This window comes from Catenulispora yoronensis (assembly GCF_039531695.1).
GTDB classification, from domain to species: Bacteria; Actinomycetota; Actinomycetes; order Streptomycetales; family Catenulisporaceae; genus Catenulispora; species Catenulispora yoronensis.
The window spans coordinates 96,535-111,268 of sequence record NZ_BAAAQN010000010.1 but is presented as its reverse complement, the minus strand read 5'-3'; the positions used below and the strand labels follow the sequence as shown (position 1 = coordinate 111,268).

Genomic DNA, 14,734 nt, shown 5'->3' with positions numbered 1-14,734 from the left:
GTGTGGCGCGACGGCCGTCGAAGGCTGTTTAATCAGGGCTCTGGTATACAAATCCGGCCCAGGCGGCGGTAAACCGGCGGACCCGGAACGAGTCCGGCTCCGTGGCCGCCGCCGTGACCCACTCCGTGACCGCCGCCGTCACCGACCCGCCTGCGTCCGCATGTCCTTGATGATCCCCGAGATGATCGAATCCCGCTGCTGCGCGATCTGATCGCCGACATGCGCCTGCTGCCACACCCCGACCACCGCGAGAGCCACTGTAAGCCCATAGGAAACAGCGACGCGGACACTGGCGAGCCGATAAATGGTGACCACCCGCGAGAACTCGCGATGATGCAGTCGCAGAGTCCTGGCATCCAGCAGCAGCCCGAGGACGGCTCCGAACGCCACCGCAATGATGCAGTCCAGCAGGATCCTGTTGTTCGGCAGGCCGCCCAAGACATAGTCGGGCACCGCGTCGGCGACCAGGGCGACGGCCCAGACCAGGCCGAAGACGGCGCCCTTCTGCGGCCCGGTGCGGCCCCGCAGATAAGGGAAGAGGCATCCGAGGACGAAGGCCGCGGTGACCCAGGCGACGACCTGGAACCCGACCGTGGTTATCAGCCCCAGGACTCCGTATTGGTAGCTGAGCGGCCAGAAAGCACCGTTGATCCAGTTCCGGTAGAAGTAGTAACCGGACACGAGCAGGATCGGGATCGCGCCGACCTGCACCGCCTGGAGCCCGTTGGTCCACCACCAGTCCGTCGGCCCCAGCGACAGCGCGGTCTGGCCGGGGTCGATCGGCTGCGGCGCCCGGATCTTCTCCGTCACGGCGGTCGTCTCCTCCGCCGTGGACTCCACGACGTGGCTGCCGATGTCCAGCCGGCGCTTCCCGAGCCGCACCGTCCATCGGGGCTTCGTCTCAGTGGTGCTGGTCGTGGTCGTGGTGGTGTCGCCGGTCGGCCGCTCCCATTCCACGGACAGGAGTTTCAGCGTGTCCACGATCTCGCGGCGCCGGGCGACGGCCTCGACCCCGTCGGCCGGCTTCTCCCGATCGAGCTGGCCCAGTTCCTTGACGAGCTGTTCGCTGCGCGCGCCGGCGTCGAGCAGTTCCGCCTGGTAGCGCATCAGGGAACCACCGGCGGCCGCGGTCCCGTCAGCCACGACAGCACCGTCCAGCACCTCCAGGCGCGTGGACAGCGCGACCTTCTTGAGCAGGAAATAGCCCACCACGAACACGATCGGCGCGTTGAGGGTGACCACCTCCCCGGCCGAGCCGAGCGACCAGGCCGCGAACACGAACACCAGCGCCGGGACCTCGAAGCGCAGGGCGTCGGCGCCGAAGAACACGCGGCGCGGCCCGTCGGTCCCGAGGTGGAAGGGGTGGACGAGGGCGATGACGCCCACCACCGCGACGTTCGTCAACAGCCCGAGCAGCTCTATCAAGAGGGAATACGGCGCGGTCCACAGTTCCCAGACGACCCAGTCCGGCTGGCCGATGGCGGTGTCGTTGCCCAGGACGCTCAGGTGCTGCCAGTCCGACCGGCTGAACATGATCGCGAACCCGATGACGACCACGGTGAGGCCGAACGCGGCCCAGTGGACGGCCACCCAGGTCCGCCGCGCAGGTTCGAGGTCACGGGGAGCGCCGTGGCGGTCGACCGGCCACAGCTTCACTATCAAGCACATCAGCGCGGCCAGCATGAAGTAGACGGAGACCGCCATGGGTGTCGCCACCGCGCCCAGGACGGCCAGCGCTCTCCAGGACCGGCCCAGCGTCGTCTGTCCGAGGTCGTAGTCCGTCCACGGCGAACCGGAGGGCGCCCAAATCCGCGTCACGCCCACGAGCAGCATCCCCAGGGTGACGACCGTCCAGGTCACCGCGACGTGTCGCAGCAGGTTGGCACGGCTCCGGTCGGGCCGGTACGACCCCCACAGATACAGCCCGCCGGTGAGGAGGACAAGCACCTGCCAATGGAACATGTAATAGACGTCGCCGGCGTGGTCCTCACCGGGCATCCATCCCGGGAAGTAAATGTCCTTCAACCAGCGCTCGAAGACGCCGAACCCCTCGTCGGACACCAGGTCGTCCAACGGTTTGAGCACGGTGAGCACCATCCCGACCACGCACACCCCGACCAGGATCCGGCTTCGCTGCCAGGTGTTGTCCTGGGCCGGATCGCCGTGCGGCTGCGCCGGATCGCCGGGCAGCTGAGCGGCCTGCCGTTTGCGATACCGGCGGACGAGCACCAGCGGCGGGAGGAAGACCACCCACCAGCAGAAGTCCCAGGGCACTTCGGTGAAGCTCTTGGCCGGCCACAGTCCCAGCACCCGCTCGACCGCGAGGCCGGAAGGCCACCGCACCGCGACGTCGATCTGCCGCGCCTCGTCCGCCGTGAGCCCGGTCCAGCTCACGGTCCCGCCGCCGTCGTCCGTCGCCGGCGCGGGGGTCGTGGTGCGCACCGGCAGCCCGTCAGTGGCGACCGTGACGGTCCAGGTGGCCACCGACTCGGGCAGCGCGTCGGCGGTCAGCTGGAGCGATTCGCCGGCCGGCACGACGCCCCAGATCCCGATGTGGGGCACGCCGTGGAAGTCGTTCCAGGCGAAGTTGTCCTCGGGCTCGACGACGGTGTCGTCGAGCGTCACGAAGTCGTCGCTCTCGGAGACGACCGGATCGTCCGCGCGGTAGTCGGACTTCCAGGTCGGGAGGAAGCACACCGCCGAGGCCCGGAACTGGTCCCCGTACGGATCCGCCCGCAGGCCCGCCGCGCCCGGCCAGCGGCTGGGCACCTTCACCTCGGTGCTGACGCTGACGACCGGGTTGTCCCGGTGGCGCGCCGCCACCGTGATCGTGTTCTGCACCGTGGCCGCTTTCAGCTCCGGCGCGGAGCACGGGTCGCCGGCGGGCACGGCGCCGGACCCCGCGAGGGGTCCGTTCGAGACAAGCAGCGTCAACGCCAAGCCCAGAGCACGGAGCATCTCATCCCCCCTCGGGAGACACGCGCGGTCGCGGGTCGCGACAGTGTATCCGAGCCCTGACCTGGGGTGTAGCCCGCTTCGCGTAACCCGCGCGCCTATCTCCGAACGACAGGGATTCCTGTCGTCCACGAAGGAGATATTCCATGCGTTCTCGCAGATTGGGCATTGGGGTGGCGGTCGGCGCGGCCACCATCGCGTCGGCCGTGTTCATGGGGCCGAACGCCTTCGCCGCGGCCGACGGCGGACCGGGCCACGGACCTTGCGGCGCGACCCACAGCGCGGCAGGGACCGGATCGCTGGGCACCCCCTGGATCCTCAGGGCCAAGTACGACACCGCCGTCCCGTCGGGCGTCGTCGTGGCCGAGCAGTTCCAGATCCAGACCGCGGCGCCCGGCCAGCTGTGGCACGTGCAACTGGCCGACAACGGCGTCGTGTTCTTCGACAAGGTGGTCCAGTCGACGGCCTCCGGGGTCGCGGCGATGGGCACCACTCCCCCGGTCGGCACCGGGGATCAGGTCATGTCGGCGGTCGGGACAAACCTCGGCGACGGCGAGTCGATCGACGCCTCGGTCACCCTGCTGCCGCCCCCGGCCTCGGGGTGCGGGATCCCCGTCTGATCCGGGCCGGCGCGAGAGCCTGGCCCGGCGCGAGCCCGGCCCGGCGCGTCCGACTCCACCAGGACGCGCCGGGCCGGGCTCAGTGCCTTCCCATCACCGCCGCAGCGCCTCCACCGGTTCGATCCACGCGGCCCGCAGCGCCGGATACAGCCCGGCGAGCAGCCCGACCACCGACCCGATCAGCGGCGCGGGCAGGACGGCCCACGGCTGGAGCACCGCGGTCCAGTCCCGAGAGACCGCGACGCCGACCACCAGCCCGACCCCGACCGAGGTGCCGATCAGGCCGCCCAGCGTGCCCAGCACGGTGGACTCGGCGAGGAACTGGCCGGCGATGTGCCGCGGACGCGCGCCGAGGGACCGGCGCAGACCGATCTCGCCGGTGCGCTCCAGGACCGCGACCAGGGTGGTGTTGGCGATGCCGACCGCGCCGATCACCAGGGACAGCGCCGCCAGCAGCAGGAACAGGGTGTTGAAGTCGCCGGTGACGTCGTTGCGCAGGCTTTTCGGGTCGGGGGGCGCGATCGCGGTGAGCAGGGACGGGTCGTCCGGGCGCAGCGCGATCGGGGCCTGGTGGGCGATCAGCTGCGCGGCGCCGAGCCTGGTCTCGATCAGCATCTTGGCCCGCGACGGCGTGGAGGGCGGGCCGTAGGCGGCCAGGGCGGTGCGGGTCGGGATCATCACCGACAGCAGCATCTCCTGGCGCCGTTCGACGTCGCCGATGATGCCGACGACGGTGTAGGCGGTGCCGTTGATGAAGACGGCGGGTTCCGCGTCCAGCCGGGTGATTCCGAGGCGGGCGGCGGCCGCGGCGCCGAGTACGGCGACGCGTTCCTGGCGGGCCTCGTGGAACCCGTTGTAGAGCACGCCGGCCGTAAGCGTCGGGTGCATCGCGGCGAGGGCGCCGGGGTCGGCCGCGTAGATGGCCAGGCCGGAGCCGTCGCCGGCGGAGCCGGACTGGAGGTCCGGGGCGGCCCCGAGCCGCGGGGACTGCAACGGCACCGGCCAGTAGACGCCGGCGTGGACGACGCCGTTCAGCGCCTGCACCCGGGCGCCCGCGTCCGCGGTGAACGAGATCGCCGGGTCGGGCTGCTCGCCCTGGCTGCGCGCGGTCCCGGTGTCGTCGACGCCGACCTCGGTGGCCGACAGGACGGTGAACCGCTTGTCGATCTGTCCGGCGGCGGTCGCGGTCAGGCCGAGGATCGCGACGAAGGCGCCGATGCCCAGCACCGTGCCGAGCATGGTCAGGACCGAGCGGCCGGGCCGTTGCAGGATGCCGGCCAGCGCCTCGGCGCCGAGGTCGCGCAGGCCCAGGCGGGACCGTTCGGCGACCCGGGAGCGGCGGCGGGCGGGGCGGCGGGGCCGGCCGGGGTGGCCGGGGTGGCCGGAGCCGCCGGTGCCGCCGGAGCGGCCGGGCGGATCCGGCTTCGCGGAGTCCGGGGAAGCGGTGGTGACCAGGTCAGCCATCCGACGTCACCACGCCGTCCCGGATCGTCACGGTGCGCTGCCCGCGCCGGGCGACCGCCTCGTCGTGCGTGATGACCACGATGGTCAGCCCGGCCGCGTGCAGCTCGTCGAGCAACTGCATCACGCCCGAAGCGGTCGCGGTGTCGAGGTTCCCGGTCGGCTCGTCGCACAGCAGCAGCGAGGGCCGGTTGACCAGCGCCCGGGCGATCGCGACCCGCTGGCGCTCCCCGCCGGACATGTGCGTGGGCACCGCGTCGCGCCGGTGGCCGAGCCCGACGCGCGCCAGCGCCTCCCGGGCGGCCGGGCGTCGCAGGGCTCTGCGGGTGCCGTTGTAGAGCTGCGCCAGCAGCACGTTCTCGGTCGCGGTCCGGTACGGCAGCAGGTGGAAGGACTGGAAGACGAAGCCGATCCGCTTGCCGCGCAGCGCCGTGCGCTCGCTCTCGCGCAGGGTGGAGACGTCGATGCCGTCCAGTTCGTAGGTGCCCTCGGTGGGCCGGTCGAGCAGGCCGACCACGTTGAGGAAGGTCGACTTCCCGGAGCCGGAGGGGCCGACGACGGTGACGTACTCGCCGCGGGCCACGGCCAGGTCCGCCGGGCGCAGGGCGCGGACCGGCGGCGGACCGGGGTAGGTCATGCCGACGCCGCGCAGGGCGATGACCGGGGTCACTGGCCGATCACCACGCGGTCGCCCTCGGCCAGCGCGCCGGCGGCGACCGGCGCGACCTCGACGAATCCGCCCCCGGAGATGCCGGCCCGGACCTCGGTCCGCACGGTGGCGCGGCCGTCGGGGCCGAGCTTGGACACGGTGGTGCGGCCGTCGGCGCCGGCCGAGACCGCGGACTGCGGGACGACCAGCACCGGGCCCGCGGTGGCCGCGGAGGTGATGGTCACCCGGACGTCCTGGCCGGCCCAGGTCTTGGCGTCCAGGCTGACACCGGGGGTGATGGTGACCGGGACGTAGGGGGTGCCGTCGCCGCCGCCCCCGGCGGGCGCGGCGGCCTGGGGGCCGTCCTGCTGGCCGCCCTGCCCCTGCGGGCTGTCGACGGTGACCGCGCCGACGGCGGCCACGGTGCCGGAGGAATTCTGGCCGATGGCCTCGGCGACGATGTCCGCCTTCATCCCGGTCTTGAGCAGCCGGGCCTGGTCCGGGGTGACCCGGGCGGTGATGCCGAGGGTGCCCGAGGACAGGGTGATCACCGGGCCGGTGACCTTGTCGCCGACCTTCGCCGGGAGCTGCGTCACCTGGGCCGGGAATCCGGGCAGGAACACGGTCTCGGCCAGCGGGACCATCGGCCCGGTGGTGGCGATCAGCGTGGCCTGCGCGGTCTTGGCCTGGTCCCGGGCCTTCACCAGGTAGCCGCGCTGCACGGAGGCCGGCTCGTCGCCGGGGACGCTGCTCAGCGTTCCGGTCGGGGTGGGCTGCGGCGGGTTCGGGCCGGCGTTCGGGTCGGTGTTCGGCGCGGTGTTCGTGCCGGTGGGCGCGGCAGTGCCGCCGCCGGTCGGGGTGCCGTCGGCCGGCGCCGAGGTCCGGGACGCCGAGGAGGAGCGGGCCGCGAGCGAGGAGGACGACGCCGACGCAGCCGAGGAGATCGAGGAGTTCGCCGAGCTCGCCGAGGCCTTCCGGTCGAAGTCGTTCAGGTCGCGCTGGGCGCTGTCGACGGCGTTCTGCGCGGCCACGAGCTGCGGCTGGTCGCCGGCGTCGTTCGGGCCGCCGGTGGTGGGCACGTCGTAGCCGAGGTGCTTGTAGAAGTTGGTGACCGCGGTCTTGGTGCCGGGCCCGAAGTGCCCCTTCCGGTCGCCGCCGGTGGCGTAGCCGAGCCCGGCCAGGGCGGCCTGCAGCTCGGCGACGTCGTCGCCGTCGTCGTTCGGCTTCAGGTCGCGGAAGGCCGGGATGGTCCCGGGCAGCGCGATCAGCGGCCGGCCGGAGACGTCCAGCAGCACATCGCCGGCGTGGACCGGCTTGCCGACCGAGGTCCGCAGGGCGCTGATCACCGAGGAGGAGGCGCCCTGGGCCGAGGACGCGGCCGGGGTGACCTGGGTCTGGGTGGTGGCGGCGACCAGGCCGCGGGTGGTCAGCACGTCGGTCAGGACCCGCTTCTCCACCGGCGCGGCCAACACGGACGCGGTGGGCGCCTTGGTCTCGGCGGCCAGTTCGGCCGGGGACTTCACGAACGCCGAGGCGGCCAGGCCGCCGCCGGCCACCAGGGCGGCGCCGAGGGTGACGGCGATGAAGGTCCGGCGGCGGCGGTTCAGGCGGGAGCGGCCGGCGTCGGCGAGGTCCGGCGCGTCATCGGGCCCTGATCCCCGCTCCGACGCCGGATCCGGCGGCCCCGAACCTCCGGATCCCGGATCGGACGTCCGAGCCGCCCCGCCCGGCTCCCCCGCCCCGACGACCGGCAGCGTCTCGGTCGGGTCCTCCGATCCCGGGAACGCCTGCCCGGCCTCGTCGTCGCGCATCTCAGGACCCCGCCCCGACGATGCTGGTGGCCCGCTTCACCTCGGCCTCGCGCGACTTCTTGAGCTCGTTGATCGCGGTGGCGTGCTCCTCGATGAACTTGTTCTCCACATCGGTCTCGGCCTGGAACCAGATGCCGTTCAGGTTGACCTGCTTCTTGCAGGTGGCGTCGGCCACGGCGGCGGCGATCTCCGGGGCCGAGGGCTGGGCGGACTGGCCGGGGCCCTTCAGGAACTTCATCGGGCCGTCGGAGGGCACCGAGTAGCTGAATCCGGCCTTGGCCATGCAGTCCTTCCAGGCCTTGAGCGCGGCCTGCACCCGGGGGTCGTGGCCGGCCGGGCCGCCGGGGGTGCTGTCCTTGCCGTCGCCGCCGGGGCCGTTGAGCACCGCCGACTGGTCGGGGGGCAGGTCCGGGCCCAGGACCCGGCTCTCGGCCTCGCCCTTGCAGCCGCCGGACGGCACGGCCTGGCCGCCGGAGGTCTTCACCTCGCCGATCAGCACCAGGTGCTCCGGCGAGTTCTTGCCGTCGCCGGGCTCGGGCGGCAGATTCTGCGCGGCCGGCTGCTGCGGGCTGTGGTAGCCCCACAGCTGGGCCTGCTTCACGTCGTCGTTGCCGAGGCCGGAGTGCTGTTTCGCCTGCTCCGCCGCGCCCGGATCGGGCGCCGGGGGCTTGTAGTCGAAGCCGAAGCGCTTCATGCAGTCCCGGGTGACCAGGTCCATGGCCTGCTGGACCACGCGCGTGTCCTTCTCGGACATGAAGTAGTACGCGTCCATCGGCAGCGCGCCCAGGGCCATGGACGGCGTGGCGCCGCCGGCGCTCGCCGAACCGGGGGCCGAGCCGGACGCCGGGGCCGCGGCGCCGACGTTCCCGGCCGCGGCCGGGCCGGCGGACTTGGCGGAGGAGCAGCCGGTCAGAACCGTGGCGACGGCCGCCACAAGGAAAAAACCTGTCAAAGTCTTGGTGCGCAACATGGAGTCCTGCCCGAGGTCGATGTCAGGGGGCTCAGTCGGTCTGCGACCGCTCGCCACCCGGTTCGACGCCCGGGAGCGCTCCGGCGTTACGCGTGCGTGGTCGGCGGCGGCGGTGGTCCGGACGCCGGCGACAAGGCGGGCTTGGGCACCGACTTGGTCGGCACGGTGTGCGCGGTGCCGGCCGCCGCCGCGGCGTAGTGCTGGGCCTGCGGCTTGCCGATCGGCCGGACCCGGCCGACCAGCAGCGCCAGCGCGATGCCGAAGGCGGTGAACAGCAGGAGCGCGAGCGAGGAGCGGGCGAAGCCCTTCGCCAGCGCCTCCGAGGTGGACGCCCCGAGGGCCTTGTTGTGCAGGCCGACCGCGTTGAAGACGGCGGCGATGACCGCGGTCAGGACGGCCGAGCCGATGTAGCGCCCCATGTTGGAGATCCCGGAGGCCGCCCCGACCTGGTTGTCCGGGACGCAGGCGGTGGCGATCGCCGAGGACGGGCCGTTGGCCAGGCCCAGGCCGACGGCCAGGACGATCATCGGGAGGGCGAAGGCCGCGTAGGTCCAGGAGTCCTGGACGAAGGCGAGCACCAGCAGCCCGACGGTCGCGATGGCGAAGCCGCCGGCGATCACGGTGCGGCCGCCGAACTTGTCGACGAACCGGGTGACCAGCGGCGCCGTCACCACGATGCCCAGGGCCGCCGGCAGGGTGGCCAGGCCGGCCTCCAGCGGCGACATGTCCAGCGCGGCGGGGTTCTGGAAGTACAGGCTGCAGATGTACATGATCGCGTTGATGACGCCGGCCACCAGCAGGATGGCCACCGTCGAGCCGACCAGGACCTTGTTGCGCAGCAGCGCCAGGTCGATGAGCGGCGCGCCGACCCGCTTCTCGACCAGCACGAAGCCGAAGACCGAGGCCACCGAGACCGCGAAGCACCCCAGGGTGCGGATGTCCAGCCAGCCCCAGTTCGAGCCCTCGGTGACGGCGAAGACGAAGGGCGCGAGGATGGCCGCGACCAGGACCGTGCCCGCGTAGTCGATCGAGCGGGGCCGCGTGGGATCGCTGGACTCCGGCACGGTGCGCAGGGTCAGCGGGATGCAGGCGGCCGCGATCGCGGCGTCGATCCAGAACAGCCCCTGCCAGCCGGTGACGTCGACGAGCACGCCGCCCAGCAGCGGACCGGCCGCGGCCCCGGCGGCCGAGGCCGCGCCCCACAACGACACCGCCTGCATCTCGGCCTTGCCGCTGATGCCGGCCGACAGCAGGCTCAGGCCGCAGGCCAGGATCGTCGAGCCGGCGGCGCCCTGGACGGCGCGGCCGGCGATCACCAGGCCGCCGCCCTGCGCCAGCGCGATGAGCACGCACGAGGCCACGAACAGCAGCAGGCCGCCGATGAAGATGCGGCGCCGCCCGAAGACGTCGCCCAGGGCGCCGGAGGTCACGATGACCGCCGCGCCGACCAGCGAATAGCCGGTCACGGCCCATTGCAGCGAGGTCAGGGACGCGCCTGTGTCCTCGCTGATCGCGGGCAGCAGGATGCTGACGGCCGAGGTGTTCGCGTTGACCACGAAGGCCGAGATGCACGTGGCCGCCAGGACTCCGCCCGCGGCCTTGGCGGGCCCGGAGCCCGCATCCGCATCCGCACCCGCACCCGCAGTATCGCCGACGCTCACGCTCAACCCACCGTCCCCAGCTCGTGCGGACTGTTGTTCAGCCGCCGCCCGCCGGTCTCGGTCACCGTCACGATGTCCTCGATCCGGACCCCGAACCGGCCGGGCAGATAGATGCCCGGCTCGATCGAGAAGCACATCCCCGGGACGAGTTCCCGCGTCTCCCCCTCGACCATGTACGGCGGCTCGTGCGTGGTGGTCCCGATGCCGTGCCCGGTGCGGTGGATGAAGTACTCGCCGTAGCCCGCGTCGGTGATGACCTTGCGCGCGGCCCGGTCGATCTCCTGGCAGGCCACCCCGGGCCGGACCGCCTCGAAGGCCGTCTGCTGGGCCAGCCGCACCACGTCGTGGACCTCGCGCACCTGCGCCGGCACGTCCGGGCCGACGTGCACGGTCCGCGTGGTGTCCGAGCCGTAGCCGTCCATCAGCCCGCCGAAGTCCAGCACGACCGTGTCCCCGTCCTCGATGCGGCGGTCCCCCGCCTCGTGGTGCGGATTGGCGCCGTTGGGCCCGGACCCGACGACCGTGAAGTCCACCTGCGAGTGGCCGCGGCGGGTGAGCCCGGCGGCCAGATCGGCGGCGACCTCGGTCTCCAGGCGGCCGGCGAACGGCACCTTGAGGATCTCCAGATAGGTGTCGTCCGCGGCCTGTCCGGCGGCGGCGAGGCGCTCCAGTTCGGCGGTGTCCTTGACCGCGCGCATCATCGGCAGCGCCTGGGTGAGCGCCGAGTAGCGGCTGTCGGGCAGCGCCTCCTGGAGGCCCAACAGATGCAGGGACCAGGCCGTGTCGGCGATGCCGTAGCGGCCGGCCGGATCCGGCAGCAGCGGGGCGAGCGCGGCGTAGGGGTCGTCGCCGTCGATCCAGTCGCTGAGCCGCAGCCGCCCGGCCGCCGCGGAGCGTTCGACGTCGGGCCGTTCGAGCTTGGGCATGAGCAGCGCCGGCTCCCGGCCCGGGACCAGCACCAGCGCGGTGATCCGCTCGGTGATGGCCACCGGCCGGTACCCGGTCAGGTAGACCAGGTCCGGACCCGGCGTGATGACCAGGCCGGCCAGCCCGGCGGCGGCGCCGGCCTCGGCGGCGCGGCGCATCCGTTCCTCGTAGTCGTCGGCGGTGAATGGGCGCGGCATGGTCACTGGCCTCCTCGAAGTTCGGCTCCGGCCCGGGTCCCGGGTCCCTGTCCCGGGTCCCGGGTCCCTGTCCCGGGTCCCGGGTCCCGGGCTACGCGTGTTCGGCGCCGTAGTGGCGCAGGAACAGGGCCTCGACATGGGCCATGTGCTCGATCTCCGACGGATCGACGCTCTCGTTCGGCGCGTGGATCAGGCAGCGCGGCTCCTCGACGCCCATCAGGACGATCTCGGCGTCCGGATACGTCGCCGCCAGCACGTTGCACAGCGGGATCGAGCCGCCCTGGCCCAGGAACGCCAGCTCCTTGCCGTACACGTCCTTCGCGGCCCGGTCGAGCGCGGCGTAGGCCTTGCCGCCGGTCGCCGCCCGGAACGGCGAGCCGAGGCTCTCGTCCTCCACCGTCACCTGGGCGTTCCAGGGCGCCGCCTTTCGCAGGTGCGCGTCCAGGGCCGCGCGGGCGGCCTTGGCGTCGATGCCCGGCGGCACCCGCAGGCTGACGCGGGCGCGCGCCGTCGCCGGCACCGCCGCCGCCGAGCCGACGACCGGCGGGCAGTCGATCCCGAGCACCGTGACGGCCGGCTTGGCCCAGAGCCGGTCGGCGACCGTGCCCGAGCCGGTCAGCCGCACTCCGTCCAGGACCCCGGCGTCGGTGCGGAACTGCTGCTCGTCGTACTGGACGCCGTCCCAGGCGCCGTCGCAGTCCAGGCCGTCGACGCGGGTGCCGCCGTCCTCGTCGCGCAGCGAGTCCAGCAGCCGGATCAGCGCGGCCAGCGCGTCGGGGGCGGGGCCGCCGAACATCCCGGAGTGGATGTTGCCGGCCAGCGTGGACACGGTGACCACGACGTTGGCCAGGCCGCGCAGGGTGGTGGTGGCGGTGGGGACGCCGACCGCGGCGTTCCCGGTGTCGCAGATCAGCAGGGCGTCGGCGCGCAGGTCGTCGGCATGGTCCGGGACGAACGCCTCCAGGCCGCCGGTGCCCTGCTCCTCGGAGCCCTCGGCGACGAACTTCAGGCCGACCGGGATGTCGTCGCCGAGGGCGCGCAGGGCGGTCAGGTGCATGACGATGTTGCCCTTGCAGTCCGCCGAGCCGCGGCCGTACCAGCGGCCGTCGCGTTCGGTCAGCTCGAACGGCGGAGAGGTCCAGGCGTCGTCGTCGAGCGGCGGCTGGACGTCGTAGTGGCAGTACAGCAGCACGGTCGGCGCGCCGGGCGGGGCCGGGCGCTCGCCGAGCACGGCGAGGCTGCCGTCGGGGGTGGGCTCCAGGCGGACGTTGCGCAGCCCGGCGTCGGTGAAGGCGGAGACCACCCAGTCGGCGGCCTTGCGGCACTCCTCGGCGGGATACTGCCTCGGGTCGGCCACGGAGGTGATGGCCACCAGTTCGGCCAGGTCCTTCTTGGCCCGGGGCATCAGCGCCGCGATGCGTGCGGCCAGGTCGTCGGTCATGGGTGGGTCTCCTCGGGACGTCCGCGTCGGGTCCGGCATCGGGCCGGAGTCGGGGTCGGCGCCGGATCGGCCTCAGCGGCGGACCGTGGTGCCGGTCTTGAGGTCGTCGAGCTTGTCCTGGAACTTCTGCAGGTGGTCCGGGCAGTAGACGCTGATCACCAGGGCCTCGGCGGCCAGGGCCTTGTGGTCGGCGATCACCGGCCGCATGCCCGGGCCGGTCGCCCCGTTGGACATGTTGTTGTCCAGCCACAGCGCCCGGGTGAGCGCCCCGGTGGGGTTGTCGCAGACCGCGCCGCCGTCCCGGCCGAAGATCGAGACGAGGACCTGCTGCTCCGGCGCCGTGTAGCCGGCGGCGACGAGCTTCGTCTGGAGCTGCTGCGCCTTGTCGACGGCCTCGGCCGAGTGCTTCCGCTGGGTGAAGGTGATCAGGAAGATGACCGCCATGACGATCAGCAGGCCGAGGGCGACGAAGTACACCCACTTGTTGTGCTCGCGGTGATGGGTCCCGCGGGGCTGGGGCGTCTGGGGCGTGGCGTTGGCGCTGGTCATCACGCACCGCCCTCGGCCGAGGCGGCGTCCGCCGCGCCGGGCTGCCGCCACGCGGGCTTGCTGGCCTTGAGGAAGGCGAACGGGATGATGACGCCGAGCAGCAGCAGACCGCCGCCGATGAGCGCGATGTAGGACCAGACGCTGCCGCCGCCGAACTGCGAGGACGGGACGAACCCGATGACCATCGCGGCCAGCGAGGCGAGCAGGCCCATGACGCACAGGGCGCCGAGCATCGGGGCGCGGTAGCCGCGCGGATGGTCGGGCTGGAGTTTGCGCAGGCGCATCGCCGCGGCGAACATCAACAGGTACATGATCAGGTAGACCTGGGTGGTGATCACCGAGAAGATCCAGTAGGCGCTGGACACGCTCGGGATCAGGGCGTACATCAGCGCGATGATCGTCGTGACGACGCCCTGCACGACCAGGATGTTCTGCTGGACGCCGTTCTTGTTGAGCCGTTGCAGGAACGGCGGCAGGTAGCCCTCCTGGCGGGAGATCATGAGCAGGCCCTTGGACGGGCCGGCCAGCCAGGTGAGCATGCCGCCGAGCGAGGCGGACACCAGCCCGACCGCCACCAGCGGGGTCAGCCAGCCGATGTGGAAGTGCTGGAAGAAGGCGTCGAAGGCCTGCATGACGCCGGCCGTGAGGCTCAGCTGCGCGGAGGGCACCACCCAGCTGATCGCGACCGCCGGGAGGATGAAGATCAGCAGCACCAGGCCCATCGCGAGGAACATCGCCCTGGGGAACTCCTTCGCCGGGTTCTTCAGCGAGGAGACGTGCACCGCGTTCATCTCCATGCCGGAGTAGCTCAGGAAGTTGTTGACGATCAGCACCAGGCTGGCGATGCCGGTCCACTGCGGGAAGATGGCGCCGGCGTTCATCGGCGCCGCCGACGGGTTGCCCTGGCCCAGGAAGACGATGCCCAGCAGGACGAGCAGCGTGCCGGGGATCAGCGTGCCGATGATCAGCCCGAACGAGGCCATGCCGCCGACCCCGCTGGTGCCGCGCGCGGACACCCAGACACCGGCCCAGTAGAGGACCATGATCACAATGGCCGTGTAGGGGCCGTTGTTGGCCAGGCTGGGGTTGATGACGTAGGCGATCGTGCTGGCCACGTAGCCGAGCAGGGTCGGGTAGTAGAAGATCGTCATCGCGAACTGGCACCACACGGCCAGGAAGCCCATCCGCTTGGACAGGCCCTGCGCGACCCAGTTGTAGACGCCGCCGTCCCACCCGGAGGCGAGCTCGGCCGAGACCAGCGCCGTGGGCAGCAGGAACACGATCGCCGGGACCACGTAGAGGAAGACGCAGGCCAGGCCGTAGACGGCCATGGTCGGCGCGGAGCGCAGGCTGGCCACCGAGCTGGTGGTCATGAAGGCGAGCGTCAGCCAGGTCAGGCGGGGTTTGGCGACGGCGGCGACCCGGGCGGCCTTCGAGGCGGCCGCGCGTTTCCCACCGCCCTCGTACGGCACGTCCATCGAGGTCATCGGTAC

Annotated in this window: 11 protein-coding genes; 1 reads left to right on the top strand and 10 read right to left on the bottom strand. The window is 72.4% G+C overall.

Annotated features, from left to right (window positions below; genetic code table 11):
- Positions 1–138: 138 nt before the first annotated feature.
- Entirely contained in the window at positions 139–2,958 is a 2,820-nt protein-coding gene (locus ABD481_RS11415) for a DUF6185 family protein (protein ID WP_344665560.1), read from the bottom strand.
- 143 nt (positions 2,959–3,101) lie between these two features.
- Between ABD481_RS11415 and ABD481_RS11410 the strand changes: the two genes are divergently transcribed.
- Entirely contained in the window at positions 3,102–3,575 is a 474-nt protein-coding gene (locus tag ABD481_RS11410) for a hypothetical protein (RefSeq protein ID WP_344665559.1), read from the top strand.
- A gap of 93 nt (positions 3,576–3,668) precedes the next feature.
- Here the strand turns inward: ABD481_RS11410 and ABD481_RS11405 are convergent, their stop codons facing one another.
- The 9 genes from ABD481_RS11405 to gadC form a co-directional block, all read right to left on the bottom strand.
- The gene (locus ABD481_RS11405) at positions 3,669–5,039 is read right to left on the bottom strand and encodes an ABC transporter permease (RefSeq protein ID WP_344665558.1); all 1,371 of its coding nucleotides are present in this window, start codon (positions 5,037–5,039) and stop codon (positions 3,669–3,671) included.
- Positions 5,032–5,673, bottom strand: coding sequence for an ABC transporter ATP-binding protein (locus ABD481_RS11400; RefSeq protein ID WP_344665616.1), 642 nt, complete (start codon positions 5,671–5,673; stop codon positions 5,032–5,034). Before ABD481_RS11400 ends, ABD481_RS11405 begins: the two co-directional genes overlap by 8 nt.
- 29 nt (positions 5,674–5,702) lie before the next feature.
- On the bottom strand, positions 5,703–7,496 hold the full coding sequence (locus tag ABD481_RS11395) for a peptidoglycan-binding protein (RefSeq protein ID WP_344665557.1): 1,794 nt from the start codon (positions 7,494–7,496) through the stop codon (positions 5,703–5,705).
- A gap of 1 nt (position 7,497) precedes the next feature.
- Positions 7,498–8,430 (bottom strand): hypothetical protein, encoded by a 933-nt coding sequence (locus tag ABD481_RS11390; RefSeq protein ID WP_344665556.1) that lies wholly within the window; start codon positions 8,428–8,430, stop codon positions 7,498–7,500.
- Between the two features lie 122 nt (positions 8,431–8,552).
- The gene (locus ABD481_RS11385) at positions 8,553–10,127 is read right to left on the bottom strand and encodes an MFS transporter (protein ID WP_344665555.1); all 1,575 of its coding nucleotides are present in this window, start codon (positions 10,125–10,127) and stop codon (positions 8,553–8,555) included.
- Between the two features lie 2 nt (positions 10,128–10,129).
- Positions 10,130–11,251 (bottom strand): M24 family metallopeptidase, encoded by a 1,122-nt coding sequence (locus ABD481_RS11380; protein ID WP_344665554.1) that lies wholly within the window; start codon positions 11,249–11,251, stop codon positions 10,130–10,132.
- Positions 11,252–11,342: 91 nt separating this feature from the next.
- Entirely contained in the window at positions 11,343–12,692 is a 1,350-nt protein-coding gene (locus tag ABD481_RS11375; RefSeq protein WP_344665553.1) for a dipeptidase, read from the bottom strand.
- 72 nt (positions 12,693–12,764) lie between these two features.
- Complete coding sequence (locus ABD481_RS11370; protein WP_344665552.1) at positions 12,765–13,241, bottom strand: hypothetical protein; 477 nt, start codon at positions 13,239–13,241, stop codon at positions 12,765–12,767.
- Positions 13,241–14,728 carry a glutamate/gamma-aminobutyrate antiporter GadC gene (gene gadC / locus ABD481_RS11365; protein WP_344665551.1) on the bottom strand — a complete coding sequence of 496 codons (1,488 nt, stop codon included), beginning with the start codon at positions 14,726–14,728 and terminating at the stop codon, positions 13,241–13,243. Before gadC ends, ABD481_RS11370 begins: the two co-directional genes overlap by 1 nt.
- Between the last annotated feature and the right edge of the window lie 6 nt (positions 14,729–14,734).